Origin of the sequence: Actinomadura rupiterrae (genome assembly GCF_024172125.1) — a bacterium.
GTDB classification, from domain to species: Bacteria; Actinomycetota; Actinomycetes; order Streptosporangiales; family Streptosporangiaceae; genus Spirillospora; species Spirillospora rupiterrae.
On record NZ_JAMZEA010000013.1, the window covers coordinates 169,489 to 185,253 of the forward strand.

A 15,765-nucleotide genomic window follows, 5' to 3' on the forward strand; every position below is an offset into this window, starting at 1 on the left:
TGTCACCGCCCGCACCTCGATCGAGAGGGAACCCGTGATCAACCGAGAGGGAACCCGTGATCAACACCGCCACTGCCCGCTTCGCCGGCCGCTCCGTGTTCCGGATCGGCTACGGCGCGCTCCAGCTGCACCGCCTGCACGATCGCCGCGATGAGGCCGTGGCCCTGCTCCGGCGCGCCGTCGAGCTGGGCGTGAACCACGTCGACACCGCCGAGTTCTACGGCTCCGGCTTCGCCAACGCCGCGATCCGCGAAGCCCTGCGCCCCGAGGACGACGTCCTGATCGTCACCAAGGTCGGCGCCGACCCCGACCCCGGCGGGCCCCTACCGCTCCGGATCGCGCAGCGGCCCGAGCAGCTGCGGGCCAGCGTCGAGGACAACCTGCGCAGCCTCGGCCTGGACCGGCTCCCGGTGGTCAACCTCCGGCGCCTGGACACCGGCCCCGGCCTGCGCGCCGAGGGCGTCCAGATCGTCGACCTGGACGACCAGCTCGCGACGATGACCGCCCTCCGCGACGAGGGCAAGATCGGCGCGATCGGCCTGAGCGGCGTCACCATCGACGGCCTGCGCCGCGCGATCCCGGCCGGCGTCGCCTGCGTGCAGAACGCCTACAGCCTGGCCTCCCGGGACGACGAGGACATGCTGCGGCTCTGCGCCGCCGAGGGCATCGCGTGGGTGCCGTTCTTCCCGCTCGGCGGCGCCGGCACCGGCCTGCCCAAGGTCACCGAGGACTCGGCCGTGCTCGCCGCGGCCGAGTCCCTGGGCGTCACCCCGTCCCAGATCGGCCTGGCCTGGCTCCTGCACCACGCGCCGAACATCCTGCTCATTCCCGGCACCGCCGACCCCGCTCACCTGGAGGCCAACATGGCGGTCAGCGAGATCACCCTCAACGGGGACCTGCTGCCCACGCTCGATGCCATCGAGTCCCGGTCCAACAACCTCCCGTTCGGCGCGGCGTCATGAAGGCCGTCGTCTACCGCGACAACGGCGGTCCCGAGGTTCTCCAGGTCGTCGACCGCGAACGGCCCGTCCCGGCTCCCGGTGAGGTCCGCGTCCGGGTAGCCGTGTCCGGGGTCAACCCCACCGACTGGCAGGCGCGCGCCGGACGGGCCCACGCCAAGGCGTTCCCGGAGATCACACCGCACCTGGACGGCGCCGGGGTGATCGACGCGGTCGGCGAGGGGGTCGATCCGAGCCGGGTCGGCCAGCGGGTCTGGCTGTTCATGGCCGCCGCCGGACGGCCCACAGGCACCGCCGCGGAGTTCACGGTCGTACCGGCTGCGCAGGCCGTGCCGCTGCCGGACGAGACCGGCTTCGACGTTGGGGCCTCCCTCGGCGTCCCCGCACTCACCGCGCACCGGGCGCTCACCGTCGCCGAGGACGGGCCTCGCCGGCTGCGGCCCGGCGCGCTGTCCGGCAGGGTGGTGCTTGCCGCGGGCGGGGCCGGGGCGGTCGGGCACGCGGTGATCCAGCTCGCCCGCTGGGCCGGCGCCACCGTGATCAGCACGGTTAGCAGCCCGGACAAGGCCCGGCTGGCCAAGGCGGCCGGCGCCCACGACGTCATCGACTACCGCCAGGGCGATCCGGCCGCCGAGATCCGCGCGGCCGCTCCTGACGGCGTGGACATCGTCACCGAGGTCGCGCTCGGCGCGAATCTCGCCCTTGACCTGGCCGTCCTGCGGACGCGCGGCACGATCTCCACATTCGCCAACGAAGGCGGCAAGCCGGTCGAGCTGAACGTGCTGCAGAACATGGTGCTGAACACCCGCCTGCAATTCCTGGTGCTCTACACCGCCGGTCCTGATGTCCGCGCTGCGGCCGTCGAGGATGTCGCCGCGGCCGTCCGCGACGGCGCCCTGCCGGTCGGCGAAGAGCACGGCCTTCCTCTGGTCCGCTTCCCTCTGGCCCGCACCGCGGACGCGCACCGGGCAGTCGAGGGCGGCGCGGTCGGCAAGGTCCTGATCGACGTCACGTCATGAAGGCCGCGTCCAGCCGCGTGCCACCCGGAATCAGGCCGAGCAGTGGGTGGTGATTCCTTCCTGCTCGAACGAGGCCGCCTGGTCATAGACGGCCCAGTTGTTATAGGCCCGGTCGGTGTCGGGCTGGGGCGAGCCGTCGTCGACGAGGTCCACCCAGTACTGCCCCCATTGCGCGGACATGTACTGCGCATACGCCAGATCCCGGTAGCGGCTGGCGCAGTCCTTCGGCTTGGCCTGGGCCGCGTCCGGGGTGGCGTCCACAAGGCCGCCGGTTGCGAGCGTTGTCGTGATCGCCGCGATGGCGAGGGCTTTGTCAATCTTCATCGGGGTTCTCCGGTGTCGGTTGTTGGCGGACGATCAGCGGGAGCGGTCGCCGACGGGCCACGGTCCAGGCCGTTTGTGGGACCCCGACCGGCCTGGACCGTGCGTCCCGGTCAGCCGCAGGAGAACCACTGCTCGTCGGAGTCCCCGGTGCTCCACACCGTCCGGAAGTCGCTCCAGGCGCTCCCCTGGCAGACGTAGATGGCGGTGACGACGCCCACGCCGTTACCGCCGCTCCAGACCACGCTCCCGTTCCGGTAGATCGTGACCCACAGCCCGGCGCCGGATCCGTCGTTCTCGGGGTTGTAGCACTCGCCCTGGGCGATCACGCGGGGCGGCGAGTCGCCGGCGTAGTCCAGGTCGGTCTGCGCGTCCTTGCACCTGACCAGCGCGCCCGCCGCGGCAACCCGAGCAGGCGCGGCAACCCGAGCAGGCGCGGCGGCCCGGGCGGGCGCGGCAACCCGGGCGGGGGCGGCAGCTCGGGCGGGGGCGGTGGCCTCGGCGGGCACGACCGTCAGGGCGGCGAGCAGCCCCGCCGTACCGGCGCAGGCGATCGCCCGCGCCGGCAACCGCAGCCGAGGCCGGCCCGAGCGGCGACCCGACGTCCGTGTTCGTCCCGTCGGGCAGGGGCGTGCCCCACCCGCGGCGGACACCGATTTGCGTCTGTACATCTGGCTCTCCTCCTCTGGCGGCCAGCGCCGGACTGGATGTCTGCGGCCGTTGCCGACGCTGCCAACCGTCCACGATTCGAACCGCCGAGGTGTCGCCGTACGTGCAGAACCCGATTGCCCACGCTGCACATCGAGCACGGGCCCTCCGGGAGCGGGACGGGGAATCCCCATGGAGCAAACGGCGCAACGGTGGTCCACGCTGACGGCACCGCCGGCGACGCAGTTCACGCGCTGGCGCGAAGTCATCTGCGAGGCGTTCCTCGCGTTGACCCCCGAATCAGACTTGCGCGACGGTTTCGCCGGGACGGTCACCCAATGGCCGCTCGCCGAGCTGAGCATCGCCAGGATCGACTCCCAGCGGCAGCGGGTGCGGCGCACGGCACGCGACATCGAGCGCGTCCCGCAACACGGCTACTGCGCCAACCTGCAACTGCGCGGGACGAGCCTGATGGTCCAACACGGCCGTTCGACCGTCCTGGGTCCGGGAGACCTCGGGATCGTCGATGCCACCGAGCAGGGCGCTTTTGAGTTCGGTGGCGACTTCCGCCAGCTCTCCCTCTGGGTGCCGCAGCGGCTACTGGACGACCAGCTCAGCGCGCCCGTCCGGACGGCGACCCGGCTCGCCACGGCCACCGGCCCCGGCGCCGCGGTGCGCCATGTGCTCACCGCGCTCACCAAGGGCGACCTCACCGAAGGCAACGCCGCGCGCATGGCCGTCCACGCCTGCGCCATCCTGGCCATCGCGCTGGAGGAACGGGTCCGGGACGATACCGCGGCCACACCGATGCGCCACGACCGCCTGCACGCCTGCGCGCTGGCCGACATCGATGAGCATCTCGGCGACGACGACCTGTCGGCGCCGGCGACCGCCCGGCGGCTGGGCATCTCGGTGCGCCTGCTGTATTCGCTGTTCGCTGACCGCGACCACAGCTACGCCACCGAAGTCCGGCGCCGCAGGCTGGAGCACGCACGGCGAGAGCTCCAAGACCCGGCGCGGGCGGGACGCCGGATCGTCGATGTGGCGGTCGAGGCCGGATTCCCCAACGTCACCAGCTTCCACCGCGCGTTCCGGCGCGAGTTCGGCCGCACCCCGGCCCAGGTCCGCATGACCGGCAGCGGCCCCGCCCGTCCTTGAGATCGCTCGCAGGCGCGACGGACCACCCACGCCCGCGGAGGATTCCGGAAAAGGCGGGCCCTCCGGCGTCTACCAACGTTCATGAAACGGGAGTCCAATGGCGGCGGGGGCACCTCTCGATCCCTGGAGGCCATCATGCGCCTACGTCTGCCCCATGCTCTCGGCGCCGCCGTGATGTTCGCGACCCCGCTGGCCGCGGTGCCCCTGACCGCCGCACCGGCCCACGCCGCCGCCGTCTTCCAGTACAGGCTGTACACCGGCAGCTGGACGGAGCTGATGTACGGGTGGCCGTCGGGCGGGAAGGGACCAGCCTGCCAGTACCGGACGAAGTACGACTCCGACTACGCCGTGCTGCGCGTCTACAGCGGATCGTGCGCCGGCTACGTCGTCTACGCCATCAACTCCTACAACCGGCACACCACCCAAACCGGCTGGAGCGGCGGGCAGGACGGCTGCGGCGCCTACCTCCAGCGCTCCAGTAACGCCGATGGCACCGGAGCATGGTCTCGGGCGGCGCTCGTCCAGACACCAGGGACGCCGCCGCCGAACCCGGTCTACATCCAGTACTACTGGGGCCTCAACTACACCGGCTCACCACCGGCGTCATCCATCGTCCGCCACTGCGTGTAGGCGGCGGGTGCCGGGAGGCCACGGGTTACCGGCCTGCGAACGGCCGGTGACGGGCATCGCCGCGGTGTTGACCTTGGGATTCGTTGTCCAGAATCCTGATCGTCATGATTTCTACTCCTCGCCTGGACCAGGCCGACCTCGTGGTGGTGGGCGCCGGGATCGTCGGCCTGGCCCATGCCGTGGAGGGGGTGCGGCGAGGGCTGTCGGTGGTCGTCGTGGAGCGCGATGACCGTCCGGTCGGGGCGTCCGTCCGCAACTTCGGATACGTCTGCCTCACTGCCCAGACCGCGACGGCGCTGGAGTACGCGACGACGGCCCGGCAGACCTGGCTTCAACTGGCCGAACAGGCTGGGCTGTGGGTCCGCGACTCCGGTGCGGTCGTGGTGGCACGGGCCGAGGACGAGTACGCCGTTCTGGAGGAGTTCCAGGCCGTCCGCGACGATGTGGTCTTGCTGGACGCCTCGCAACTGCGGCAGCGCGTACCCACCGGCGACGATGCGGTAGGCGGTGCGTGGTTCCCGCTCGACCTGCGCGTGGACCCTCGTCGCGCGGTGCCTGCGCTCGCTGCTTGGCTGGCTGGTCAAGGCGTGCGGTTCCACTGGTCGACCGCCATGCACACCGTTGAACCCGGCCTGGTCGTCACCTCCCGAGGCGAGATCAAAGCCGGAGCGACGGTCGTGGCGGTGGGCCACGACATCGACCGGCACTTCCCCGACCTGGCCGAGCAGGCAGAGCACCGGCGCTGCGCGCTGCACATGCTGAAGGTCGGCGACCCCCACGGACGAGTGATCGACCCCGCCGTGCTCAGCGGTTTCTCGCTGGTCCGGTACGACGCCTTCCGCGCGTGCCCGACCGTCCCCGCACTGCGTGCGCGGCTGACCGAACAACATCCGGGTCTGCTTGAGGCGGGTCTGAACCTGATGCTCACCCAGTGCCCGGACGGCGATCTGCTCATCGGCGACACCCACGCCTACGCCGTGACCCACGATCCGTTCCGGTCCGAGGATCTGGACCAGGCCATCCTTGAACAGGCGGCCTCCCTGCTCGGCGCCGGCCCGCTCACCGTCAAGCAACGCTGGCGCGGCGTCTACTCCTCGGCACCCGAACCGTTCCTCACCGGCGTCCCCATGCCAGGCGTCGGCCTGGTGTCGGTCACCTCCGGCGCAGGCATGACCACCGCGTTCGGCCTCGCCCCGCACATCCTCGACCAACTCCTCGCCTGAACGGCGACCGCCGCCCCTGGTGGTGCCGACGCGTTCAGGTGCTTATGATGTCCGCGATGAAGAACACCTCCTCATGTGGAATGGGGGAATCGTTCGCGCAAGGTGAGTGCTGATGGCACTCCACTTCGCGGACATTCCGGCCCAGTTGCTGATGTGGCAGCGCGTGCGCGAGTACGCCGTGCCACCGTCCATGATCGAGACTGCGACAGCGCGACGTGCTGTCGGTGACTGGGCGGGGGCCTGCGCCGCCGCCCGGATCGACATCGATTTCGATCTGCGCGCCGTACGTCACCGCTACGGCACCGAGTTCGTCACCCGCCTTCGAGCGGATCTGCGTCGGCTGGCACCGGATCTGCTGCGTTGGCACATGCCTCGCATCCCTCCCCACGGACGGCTCCGCCCTGGCCTGACCGTCTCTCTCAGCCGTTATGGCAGTTCCGGCAACTCGCCGGTGCAGCTGGTGGTGCGCACACCGCCGGCGTGGGCGGACGGTGGCCAGCGGATGTCACTGGCGCTTTGGGACGAGCGCGGCGGCAACCAGCACGGCAACGAGCATCGCGGCGGGCATCGCGGCGGGCACGGCGGCAGTGCGCCCGCGCACCATCCGCACCCGCATCCCGACCGGCGGTTCCGGCTCGACCTGCACCGGCATCTGTGGGACTCCAGCCGGTGCGGCGAACTGGCGTCGCGCAGCGGTGCGAACATCGCGCCGGTCCTGGCGCCCGCCGGTCGGCCGGACCCGCTCGCCTGGCTGGACGACCCGGTCCAGCCGCATCCCTCCGACCTCAACGATCACCACTCGTGGGCGTCGGCGCGGTGGGCCGCCGAGGCCGAGCTGTTGCTGGACGCGGAGGGCGATTCGCGCGGGGTTTTCACCGTGCGGCTCAGCGCCCGTGATCGCCGGGCGTTCGAGCTGGTCGCTCCCGACGTCCACCACGTCCCGACATTCCGGCCGCTTCGAGAGGCGCTGCCGCCGCAGGCGTACGCAGAGCTGCCGCTGCTACCGGAAGCCGCCGCCCGGACCCTTCCGGATCTGGCTTTGCTGCGGGCCGGACTGATTACCACCGACCGGCTGCATCCGCTAGTGACCGAAGCGTTGCCGGTCGCCGAAGCGTGGCCGGTCGCCGAGGCGCGGCCGGTAGCTGAAGCGTTGCCGGTGGCTGAAGCAGAGTCCGCGCCCGGTCCTGTGCCTCAACCTGGCGATCCTCACGTGGTGGAGTGCCGAGGCGAGGTCCACCGCATCGCGCTGCGGGACGGGGTGTTGACGGCGGTCGACCACGATCCGGCACAACTGCGCCGGGAAGAGTTGCTGGTGGCGCTGGGTGGCCCCGGGCTGCCGTGCCTTCGCGCGATCGATGCGGTGCACCGCTCCCCGGAGGCGCTGCCGGCCGTCCAGGAGCGGCTCGGGCACGGCGATGTCTCCGGGGCGCTGGCCGTGGTCGAAGGACTGCTCGGTCCTGCCGCGGTCCTGCGCGACGGGCCGCTGCGCGAGACGCTGGAGTCGTCGGCGGCCCGCCGTCTCGACCACGGTCTCTTCCGGTCCGGTCTGCGCCCCTTCTCCCGTCCCGCGACGCTCCCCGTTCAAGGCAGTCGGGCGCGTCCTCGTCCAGCACGGGTGCGCTGACCGCTCTCAGCACGGCGGCCCATGCCGACCGTCCCGCGCCCGCTCCGCCAGTACCGACCGTCCTGCGCCCGTTCCGCCCATGCCGACCGTCCCGCGCTCGCTAGGCCCACTCCGTACGGCCTGGCCGCACTGCGGCCTGCCGTCCCTTTCGACTTCTCCCAGGTGATGCCAATGATCTCTAGTGCCCTTTCGTCCGCTTCGGTCCTGACGACCGGGATGTCCGCCGACGCGTCCGGAACCGACCGGCAACTCGGTCTCGCGGACGACCTCCTGACCCTGCTGCGAACCACCACCACCGAGACGCGTCCCGACGAGCAGCTCGAAGCGCTCACCCTGGCTGTGGCAGCCGACCTGCCCGTGCTGCTGTGGGGCGAGCCGGGCATCGGCAAGACCGCGGCGCTGACGCAGCTCGCCGCCTCGCTCGACCTGCCGCTGACCACGGTGATCGCCAGCGTCCACGAGCCGACCGACTTCTCCGGGCTGCCCATCCTCGGCGATGATGCCGCGACGCGCGGAGTGCCGATGGCGCCGCCGCAGTGGGCGGTCGACCTCGTCCGGGCCGGACGGGGACTGCTGTTCCTGGACGAGCTGTCCACCGCCACCCCGGCCGTCCAGGCCGCGCTGCTCAGGGTCGTCCTGGAGCGGAAGGTCGGTGCGCTGCAACTGCCGCCGGCGGTACGGATCGTGGCCGCCGCCAACCCGCGCGCCTCGGCGGCGGACGGATGGGAGCTGAGCCCGCCGCTGGCCAACCGGTTCGTCCACCTGTACTGGGTCCACGACCAGGACACCGTTGTACGCGGATTGGGCGGGGTCTGGCCGCGAGCGCAGCTGCCCCAGCTGGTGCCCGAGGAGCTGCCGGAAGCGGTGGCTTACGCCCGGCGCGCGGTCTGCGGATTCTTGCAGGCGCGGCCGACGCTGATCCACCGGCTGCCGACCACCGAGACCCGTCGCGGCGGCGCCTGGCCATCACCCCGCAGCTGGGAAGCCGCGCTGACACTGCTGGCCTTCGGCACGGCGGCGTCGGTCTCCCGGGAGGTCCTGGCGCTGCTGATCCGGGGCGCGGTGGGCGACGGGGCCGGGCTCGAACTCCTCGCCCACCTGGACCGGATGGAACTGCCCGACCCCGAGTCGCTGCTGGCCGACCCCGCATCCGCCGAACTGCCGATACGAGGAGACCTGCGTCAGGCGACCTTGGAGTCGGTGGTGGCCGCCGTGGGTGCGCGGCCACAGCGCGAGCGCTGGGAGGCGGGGTGGGCGGTCCTCGTCCGGGCGCTGGAGACCGGTCCCGCCGATCTGCTGGTCGCCCCGGCGAAGGTCTTGGCCTCGCTGCGGCGGGACGACTGGGACGTCCCCGAGTCGGTGGAACGGCTGGCCGAAGTGATCGGTCTCGCCCGGCGGGCTGATCAGTCGGTGCTGCGGGCCACCGCATCGGCCGTCGCCAAGCGCACGGCGCAGGTGGGCCGATGACGCCGATGCCCCGCCCCCGTCCCGCGCCGCCGCGCCGCGCACCTGCCGCCGCCCCGGCACCGGCGCCCGGCTCCGGTGAACCATCCGCCTTCGCCCTGGACCTGGAAAAGCTGCTGGCCGCTCGACTGCATGCGGTAAAGGTCCGTCCCTACCTGGCCAGCGCGCTCTTCGCTCTGCACATCGTGCCGGACGGTTCCGTGCCGACGATGGCGGTGGACGCGTACTGGCGCTGCTACGTCTCCCCCGGCTTCGTCGCGCGCACCCCGGTGGAGGAGCTGGCCGGCGTCTGGGTGCACGAGGTCTCCCACCTGCTGCGCGACCACCACGGACGGGGAGAGCGGCATGCGGCCGAACAGGGCAGGAACGGGCCGGGCGATCGGCTGCGGCGGAACATCGCCGCCGACTTCGAGATCAACGACGACATCTACGGCGACGGCCTCCCCCGGCCCGCCGGGGCGGTGCTGCCGTCCATGCTGAGGCTGCCCGAAGGGATGCTCATGGAGGAGTACCTGCGGACGACCTCGCTGTCCGGGCTCCCACCGGGTTTGGCCTGGCTGGACTGCGGCAGCGGGGCCGACGGGCGGGCCCGTCCGTGGGAGCTGGGACCGGACGGCGCCCACGCTCTGAGCCGGCAGCAGCGCGACGCGGTGCGCTTCCGGGTCGCCGAGGGCATCAAAGGCCGTCCGGGCGACGCGCCGGAAGGCTGGCGCCGCTGGGCCGACGAGGCGTTCCATCCGCCGCAACCGTGGCGGCAGTTGCTGGGAGCGGCGGTCCGCTCGGCAGCCGGAGCCCCCGGGGCAGGAGAGGACCACAGCTACCGGCGTCCATCCCGGCGCGCGGCCGCCATCCCCGGCGTCCTCCTGCCGAGCCTGCGCCGCAAACCGCCCCAGGTCTGCGTAGTGATCGACACATCCGGATCGGTCAGCGACGCCGAACTGGGCAGCGCGCTGCTGGAGGTGGCGGCGATCTCGCGCGCGGTGGGCGGACGGCGCGACCTGGTGTCGGTGATCTCCTGCGACGCCGCCGCAGGGGTCGCGGTCCCCCTCTGCCGAGCCGAGAACCTCGAACTGATCGGCGGCGGGGGGACCGACCTGCGCTCGGGTTTCACCCGGGCGCTCCGCCGCCGCCCCCGCCCGGACGTGATCGTCGCCCTGACCGATGGCCAGACCCCCTGGCCCGCCCAGCAGCCTCCCTGCCGCACCGTCGTGGGCCTCTTCCCTCGTCCCCCGCACGAAGTGGACGAGGACGACCCCGATTACGTCCCCGACGCGCCACCCGCCTGGGCCCGCGTCGTCACGATCAACTGAACGCAGCGTCGGGCGGCAGTGCGGGACCAGCTCTGCAACTCCGCTCGCAGGAAACCGCCAGCGCCTTCGGCAGTGAGGCCAGGTGCAGAGGAGTCGAGACACATATAGCAGCAGCTCACAGAAGCGAGGCGCTCCGAACTTGACACCAGGCCACCGGAAATCTACAACTGGATTAGGAGGTTTCCTCATCGGACCGGCACCGGAAGCAGGAGGGCTTCCGGGATCATCGGAGGTGAAGCACGATGCTGCTGACATCGATCGACCCCTTCGTGCAGGAGTTCGAGCGGCAGTTCGACCGGGCGGCCCGCCAGGCCTTCGGGCAGGCGGCCGGGCAGGGCAGCGGGACCGCGATGGCCATGGACGGCCTGCGGCGCAAGGACGACGTGCTGCTGCGGTTCGACGTGCCCGGCATCGACCCCGACTCGATCGAGGTCACGGTGGACCGCGGCGTCCTGAGCGTCAGCGCGCGGCGCGAGGAGGAGTACGACGAGGGCGACCGGCTGTTCGTCCGGGAACGCGCGATGGGCGCCTTCACCCGGCGCGTCTACCTGTCGGAGCACCTGGACGCCGACGCGATCGAGGCCGCCTACAACAACGGCGTGCTCGCGGTGCGCATCCCGGTCCTGGACAAGGCCAAGCCGCGCAAGGTCGAGGTGCAGCGCAGCCAGGGCAAGGCGATCAAAGCCTGAGCACGTCTCCCCGGTGAACGAGGGCCGGCCGGGGCCGGGTGGCAGGGAGACGCCCGGCCCCGGCCGGCGGCGCGAAGGCCCTGCGATGCTGGAAGGAAGGGGGTGAGTGGCCATGGACGTGTCGTGGCTCGATGACGAGCACGCGCCGCTGTTCACCGTCGGGCAGGTCGCCGACATGCTGGCCGTCCAGCGGGCGTTCCTACGCCGCATCGACGAGATGCAGGTGGTGTCGCCGGCCCGCTCGCCCGGCGGGCAGCGCCGCTACAGCCGCGACGAGATCGGCCGCGTCCAACGGGTGGTGGTCATGATGGACGAGGGCATGACCCTCCCGGCGATCCGCCGCATCATCGAGCTGGAGCATCAGCTGGCCGCGATCACCCGCGAACGCGACGAGCTGGCCCGGCAGCTGGCCGAACACCATCGCAACTCCCGCTAGAGCCGCCTCCGGCCTTCGCGACCTCATCCTCGCCGGGCCCTGACAGCGAAAGAAGGAGAACAGTCGTCGTGCACCATCTGCGGCTGCTGATCGACCCGCGCGACCGGTGGACCGCACTGGTGCGTGCCGCCGGCGAGCTCGGCATCACAGCCTGCGCCGAGTTGGACGCCGTGCTGCACGAGGCGTCCCACCAGCGGCGACACGTGATCCTGGACCTGCGCCGGGTGGCCCGCGTCGGTGCCGACGCCGCCATGGTGATCACCACGCACGCCCTCCGCCTCACCACCGCCGGACGCATCCTAGGCACAGTCGCAACCGAGCAGGCGGCGGATGCGACGACACCGAACGCGCTGGCACTGTTGCCGCTCTACCGCACCATCGCCGACGCGAGAGCGGCAGCCGCACGACAGGACAACGCCCGCCAGTCCCCGCCATCCCGTCAGAGCGTTCGCAACGGAGATCAAGCACCGCCACGAGCGCGACACACCCCTGGCGATCCCGCTCGCCCGAGAACACTCCCGTCCGATGCCAGAACACCAGGCCGCCGACCAGGCACAATCATCACGCACAAGCACCAACCAGATCGCCCCCACCACTCCCCCACTCCCTAACAACGCGCGACCGGGGCAAGCCACGCCAGGCCGCGGCGGCGTTAGCGCATCGTCCGCTACGCGCTCGGACGCGGGGTGGCCTTGTTCAGCGCAGTCGATGCATCGAGCCCAAAGCCGGCTGCCGGCCTCACGGCGTCGCGATCCCGGCCAAGGCCGTGGCGACGAGTTGCGTGAGCCGGTCGGCTGCGGGGCCAGGCGATCCGGTGCCCTGGACCTCGATCACCACGTTGGCCCGTCGCACGACCACCGTGGTCTGGGTCAATTCGCCCGCGGTGTCGCCGAAGCGGCCGATCAGGAGGTGGGCTTCATCGCCCAGGTGCGCGATGGTGGTGCTGCTGGTCGGGCTCGGGAAGCTCCCGTCGACCCGGACGTCGGCGTCCATCCCGATGCGGGCGCTGTTGATCCCGCTCATCCCGTCGGCTCGACGATGAAGGTCGTACTCCACGCTCAGTGAGCCGCTGGGCGAAGCAGACTGCGACCAGACGCACCTTCTGGTCTGAATGCCCCCGATGTCGGAGGTAGTCGGCAGGCCGGTCACCGGCGGCCCACCGATGATCTGCTGGACCTGAGCGTTCAGGACAAGGCACGGATCCGGGATGGACTTGGTCTCGGGAGCAGAGAACGTCCCGGCGTTCCACAAGTGCTGGACGACTAACCCGGCTACCACAACGACCGGGAACACTGCCAGAAAAACCTTGCCCGCAATTGGCAGGCGATGTCGGGGGGCGCGTCCATACGGGGGCGGTGTCATGAGGACCCTTTCGATAACCCGGCACGCGGGCGGACCTGGGGCCGACGCTCCCTGGCGTGCATTCTCCTGAGCAAGGTCACCACTCATGGACGCACACTGGCCACAGTCGGTTCATCAGGCTGCGGATCGCCCAGCCGACCGGCCCCACGTCCGGCTCAAGATCCGCGCCTGCGCGACAGCCCATACTGCTGCGCGTTTCCGGGACGTCCGCCTGAGCGAAGGTCCGCGGCGCGCCAGGTCAGGCTGTAGGTGGTCAGTGCGAGGGCGAGTCCGGCGATTGCGCCTTCGACCGCGGAGACGATGGTCATGTGCGCTGTGCGAGGGAGGTCGGGCTGGTTGATCAGAGTGGCCGCGCCCAGCAGGCCGCCCACGGCCGTCCCTGCCAGGAGGCTCCCGACAGCGAGGGCAGCGGCCCGGGCGGGCAAGCGGTGCGGAGGGTTCGCCATCGACGGCGCGTGCCGGAACCAGCGGAGCGTCCACCACACGATGGTCACCGCGCCGAACACACCGCTGAGGTACTGCAGCCAGCGGAACAGCTCCAGGCCAGCCCATGATTTTGTGACCAGTCAGGGTAGGGCGCCTGCGAAACTGTGCTGTTGGTGGGTGAAGGCGTCCCACAGGACGTGCGTGGCCGCTCCGATCACGATCGACAACGGCACCCAGGCGAGCATGGAGCGGGCGAAGCCGGTCGCCGGGCCCGCCAGGCGGACGTGCGCGCGTTCTGGGACGAGCGCCAGCAGCGGACGCTTCCAGAGCAGGTGAAACACGGCGAAGCAGGCCAGTCCGAGGGCGAGGTCACTGGTGACGATCCCCAGCGGGACGTGCGTCGCGTCCCGCAACCGGCCCTGCAGTCCAACGAAGTAGGGAAGGTCGGGGGCCATCGAGCCGATTACCAGCGCTGAGGGGACGAGTCGGCCCCGTGCGAGCGGAATGACAGCGGCTGGATGGCTCAGGGTGAACGGCACACGCCATGCCTAGGGCATCTCCTAGAGCGCGATCAAGTCCCATCGGCGATCGTCCATGGTGATCAACGCCTGGTGCTCATTTCGCGGCCGCCCTTGGGGGGTCGTCGGCCCTTGGTGTGTCGCCGTGCGCCATCGGTGCTTCCCGTCGTGAGTGCGGGAAGCACCGATGGAGGCTGGGACGGTTAACGGTTCGTCGGGTCCGTCCCGGTGCGCACGGTTCGCCTCAGGCGATCAGTTGCCGATCGAGGCCCAGAAGGCGCACTGGTGTTCCTTGGCGAGATCCGCCGACCCGATCGCATTCGGCGCCAGGGATTGGACGTGGTCGCTTCCTCGGAACGGCGACCACTTCGGCAGATTGCGCCCGTTCGGGTTGCCTGTGTGAGCGAATTGGCCCCAGTAGCGCATCATCTGATCGGAGAGCTTGCGTTGCGCCGTTGTCGCCGGGCCGGGAAGCTGCTCGTCATCGAAGATGTACTGCAGCTCGCCACCGTGAAACGCGCCGGTGGGGAAATTCGGCTTCGCCAGCGTGGTGAACCATGGGGCGTTCGCATCACTGAATTCATAGGCGTAGACGGGTGCGTGTGCGGACAGTGCGCGGTTTCGATCGAGGACGGGGCAGCCCCACGCCCAGTCGGTCACGACTGTCGACAGCGCCTCTCCGGGCGAGTGAAAGTGATTGCTCGGGTACCGGGCCAGGACCCGCGCGGCGTCCGCCGCGTTGAAGAGGGTGTGCATTTCCTTCTTGTAGCTGGCCTCGGTCGTCTGCTGGTGCGTCGCGGCCTCGATGGCGGCGGTGAAGAGGCGATGCTCATCGCGCGTGATTCCCTGGATGATCGGCACGCGATTGAAACGACCTGTGGCGAACGCCTTCTGCGGGCTGAGGGGAAGCACGCCGCCGCCCGTGGTAGGCCCGGATCCGATGCCCTTGTCGGACCACTCGGCGAGTACTTCCGTTGGCAGGCCGCGGAGGCAGGACGCGGCTTTGCGGACATCCGGGCAGTGAAGCTTGGAGGCGACTTCAAGCCCGTGCCGCTCACGCTCGGCGCGTGGTAGCGGGAACCAGGTCGGCGGACCCGGGGACCATTTCTCACCGGTGCATTCCGCGCTCTGCACGATCGCCTTCTGGAAGAGGTTCGCCGAGCCGGGGGCCGCCAGATGGGAGCAGACGCTCGTACCGCCGGCCGACTCGCCGAATATGGTGACGTTCGCCCGATCGCCACCGAATGCCGAGGCATTACGCTGGACCCATTGCAGCGCAGCCTGCTGGTCCTCAAGCCCGAAGTTGCCCGACAGGTGCCGGGCCCCACCGTGATCGAGGGCGGGATGTGCGAGGAAGCCGAAAATGCCCAGGCGGTAATTGGGCGACACCACGATCACGTTGCCCGTGTTCGCCAGGCGCTGTGCGTCATACAGGCTGCCGGCGCCGTTGATGAAGCCGTTGCCATGGAACCACACCATCACCGGGAGTTTGCGGGCGCTGCTCTGGCGGGGCGTGGTGACGTTGAGGTAGAGGCAGTCCTCAGTGACGCTGGCGTCGTCGATCAACCCGCCCGCTTGCGCGCACCGGTTGCCGGGCTTCGTCGCGTCCCTGACCCCCGACCAAGACGCGGCACGCTGAGGGGAGGCCCAGCGGAGCGGCCCCGTCGGTGGGGCCGCGTACGGGATGCCCTGGAACAGCCGCGCGCTCGCGGTGAGCCTGCCACGTACCGCGCCGGCATCGGTGGAGATCACCGTGGCGTCATCGCGGCTCGTCTCGGCGACCCGGTTCGCCGAGCTGGCACCCGCCGCTCCCGCACACGCCGAAGTGCCGAAGACCAGCGCTGTAGCGAGTAGTGTCCCCATGTGACCTGGCACAATGCGCCGCGAACGGTCGCGGCCCCGCGTTGGGCCGTGCATGAGCCGTCTCAAGATCCCCCACCCCGATCGTCTTTGTGTAAGGTACGCACGAATAAAAGTG

The 15,765-nt window shown here is 70.8% G+C and carries 15 protein-coding genes and 1 pseudogene; 11 read left to right on the forward strand and 5 right to left on the reverse strand.

What is annotated here, in order from left to right; all coding sequences use genetic code 11:
* Window positions 1-56: 56 nt before the first annotated feature.
* Both FHU30_RS37480 and FHU30_RS37485 read left to right on the forward strand, forming a co-directional pair.
* Window positions 57-962: an aldo/keto reductase gene (locus FHU30_RS37480; RefSeq protein WP_253882312.1), complete on the forward strand. Its 906-nt coding sequence runs from the start codon at window positions 57-59 to the stop codon at window positions 960-962.
* Entirely contained in the window at window positions 959-1,978 is a 1,020-nt protein-coding gene (locus tag FHU30_RS37485; RefSeq protein ID WP_253882313.1) for an NADPH:quinone reductase, read from the forward strand. Before FHU30_RS37480 ends, FHU30_RS37485 begins: the two co-directional genes overlap by 4 nt.
* A 30-nt stretch (window positions 1,979-2,008) precedes the next feature.
* Here the strand turns inward: FHU30_RS37485 and FHU30_RS37490 are convergent, their stop codons facing one another.
* Both FHU30_RS37490 and FHU30_RS37495 read right to left on the reverse strand, forming a co-directional pair.
* The gene (locus tag FHU30_RS37490) at window positions 2,009-2,302 is read right to left on the reverse strand and encodes a hypothetical protein (RefSeq protein WP_253882314.1); all 294 of its coding nucleotides are present in this window, start codon (window positions 2,300-2,302) and stop codon (window positions 2,009-2,011) included.
* Window positions 2,303-2,412: 110 nt separating this feature from the next.
* Window positions 2,413-2,868 carry a hypothetical protein gene (locus FHU30_RS37495; protein WP_253882315.1) on the reverse strand — a complete coding sequence of 152 codons (456 nt, stop codon included), beginning with the start codon at window positions 2,866-2,868 and terminating at the stop codon, window positions 2,413-2,415.
* A 271-nt stretch (window positions 2,869-3,139) separates the two neighbouring features.
* Here FHU30_RS37495 and FHU30_RS37500 point away from each other — a divergent pair, with 271 nt between their 5' ends.
* From FHU30_RS37500 to FHU30_RS37540, 9 genes are all read left to right on the forward strand, one after another.
* Window positions 3,140-4,105: an AraC-like ligand-binding domain-containing protein gene (locus FHU30_RS37500; protein ID WP_253882316.1), complete on the forward strand. Its 966-nt coding sequence runs from the start codon at window positions 3,140-3,142 to the stop codon at window positions 4,103-4,105.
* A gap of 135 nt (window positions 4,106-4,240) precedes the next feature.
* A complete protein-coding gene (locus FHU30_RS37505; protein WP_253882317.1) occupies window positions 4,241-4,735 on the forward strand; it encodes a hypothetical protein in 495 nt (164 codons plus the stop codon).
* Between the two features lie 104 nt (window positions 4,736-4,839).
* Complete coding sequence (locus FHU30_RS37510; RefSeq protein ID WP_253882318.1) at window positions 4,840-5,958, forward strand: TIGR03364 family FAD-dependent oxidoreductase; 1,119 nt, start codon at window positions 4,840-4,842, stop codon at window positions 5,956-5,958.
* 112 nt (window positions 5,959-6,070) lie between these two features.
* Window positions 6,071-7,582 carry a hypothetical protein gene (locus FHU30_RS37515; RefSeq protein ID WP_253882319.1) on the forward strand — a complete coding sequence of 504 codons (1,512 nt, stop codon included), beginning with the start codon at window positions 6,071-6,073 and terminating at the stop codon, window positions 7,580-7,582.
* Between the two features lie 171 nt (window positions 7,583-7,753).
* Window positions 7,754-9,049: an AAA family ATPase gene (locus FHU30_RS37520; protein WP_253882320.1), complete on the forward strand. Its 1,296-nt coding sequence runs from the start codon at window positions 7,754-7,756 to the stop codon at window positions 9,047-9,049.
* The gene (locus FHU30_RS37525) at window positions 9,046-10,356 is read left to right on the forward strand and encodes a vWA domain-containing protein (protein WP_253882321.1); all 1,311 of its coding nucleotides are present in this window, start codon (window positions 9,046-9,048) and stop codon (window positions 10,354-10,356) included. Before FHU30_RS37520 ends, FHU30_RS37525 begins: the two co-directional genes overlap by 4 nt.
* Window positions 10,357-10,598: 242 nt before the next feature.
* Window positions 10,599-11,045: an Hsp20/alpha crystallin family protein gene (locus FHU30_RS37530; RefSeq protein ID WP_253882322.1), complete on the forward strand. Its 447-nt coding sequence runs from the start codon at window positions 10,599-10,601 to the stop codon at window positions 11,043-11,045.
* Between the two features lie 112 nt (window positions 11,046-11,157).
* Entirely contained in the window at window positions 11,158-11,481 is a 324-nt protein-coding gene (locus FHU30_RS37535) for a MerR family transcriptional regulator (protein ID WP_253882448.1), read from the forward strand.
* Window positions 11,482-11,549: 68 nt separating this feature from the next.
* A complete protein-coding gene (locus tag FHU30_RS37540; RefSeq protein ID WP_253882323.1) occupies window positions 11,550-12,092 on the forward strand; it encodes a hypothetical protein in 543 nt (180 codons plus the stop codon).
* A 127-nt stretch (window positions 12,093-12,219) separates the two neighbouring features.
* Here the strand turns inward: FHU30_RS37540 and FHU30_RS37545 are convergent, their stop codons facing one another.
* The 3 genes and pseudogenes from FHU30_RS37545 to FHU30_RS37555 all read right to left on the reverse strand — a co-directional run bounded on the left by FHU30_RS37545 (window position 12,220) and on the right by FHU30_RS37555 (window position 15,539).
* Window positions 12,220-12,843 (reverse strand): hypothetical protein, encoded by a 624-nt coding sequence (locus tag FHU30_RS37545; RefSeq protein WP_253882324.1) that lies wholly within the window; start codon window positions 12,841-12,843, stop codon window positions 12,220-12,222.
* A gap of 155 nt (window positions 12,844-12,998) precedes the next feature.
* A pseudogene (locus FHU30_RS37550) lies at window positions 12,999-13,808 on the reverse strand (DUF4184 family protein).
* Between the two features lie 231 nt (window positions 13,809-14,039).
* Window positions 14,040-15,539, reverse strand: coding sequence for a carboxylesterase/lipase family protein (locus tag FHU30_RS37555; protein WP_253882325.1), 1,500 nt, complete (start codon window positions 15,537-15,539; stop codon window positions 14,040-14,042).
* Between the last annotated feature and the right edge of the window lie 226 nt (window positions 15,540-15,765).

Coding starts and splice junctions, on each gene's coding strand:
- FHU30_RS37520 (WP_253882320.1), top strand. CDS start 7,754: ATGATCTCTAGTGCCCTTTCGTCCGCTTCGGTCCTGACGACCGGGATG.
- FHU30_RS37530 (WP_253882322.1), top strand. CDS start 10,599: ATGCTGCTGACATCGATCGACCCCTTCGTGCAGGAGTTCGAGCGGCAG.
- FHU30_RS37535 (WP_253882448.1), top strand. CDS start 11,158: ATGGACGTGTCGTGGCTCGATGACGAGCACGCGCCGCTGTTCACCGTC.
- FHU30_RS37525 (WP_253882321.1), top strand. CDS start 9,046: ATGACGCCGATGCCCCGCCCCCGTCCCGCGCCGCCGCGCCGCGCACCT.
- FHU30_RS37485 (WP_253882313.1), top strand. CDS start 959: ATGAAGGCCGTCGTCTACCGCGACAACGGCGGTCCCGAGGTTCTCCAG.
- FHU30_RS37490 (WP_253882314.1), bottom strand. CDS start 2,302: ATGAAGATTGACAAAGCCCTCGCCATCGCGGCGATCACGACAACGCTC.
- FHU30_RS37515 (WP_253882319.1), top strand. CDS start 6,071: ATGGCACTCCACTTCGCGGACATTCCGGCCCAGTTGCTGATGTGGCAG.
- FHU30_RS37510 (WP_253882318.1), top strand. CDS start 4,840: ATGATTTCTACTCCTCGCCTGGACCAGGCCGACCTCGTGGTGGTGGGC.
- FHU30_RS37505 (WP_253882317.1), top strand. CDS start 4,241: ATGCGCCTACGTCTGCCCCATGCTCTCGGCGCCGCCGTGATGTTCGCG.
- FHU30_RS37545 (WP_253882324.1), bottom strand. CDS start 12,843: ATGACACCGCCCCCGTATGGACGCGCCCCCCGACATCGCCTGCCAATT.
- FHU30_RS37500 (WP_253882316.1), top strand. CDS start 3,140: ATGGAGCAAACGGCGCAACGGTGGTCCACGCTGACGGCACCGCCGGCG.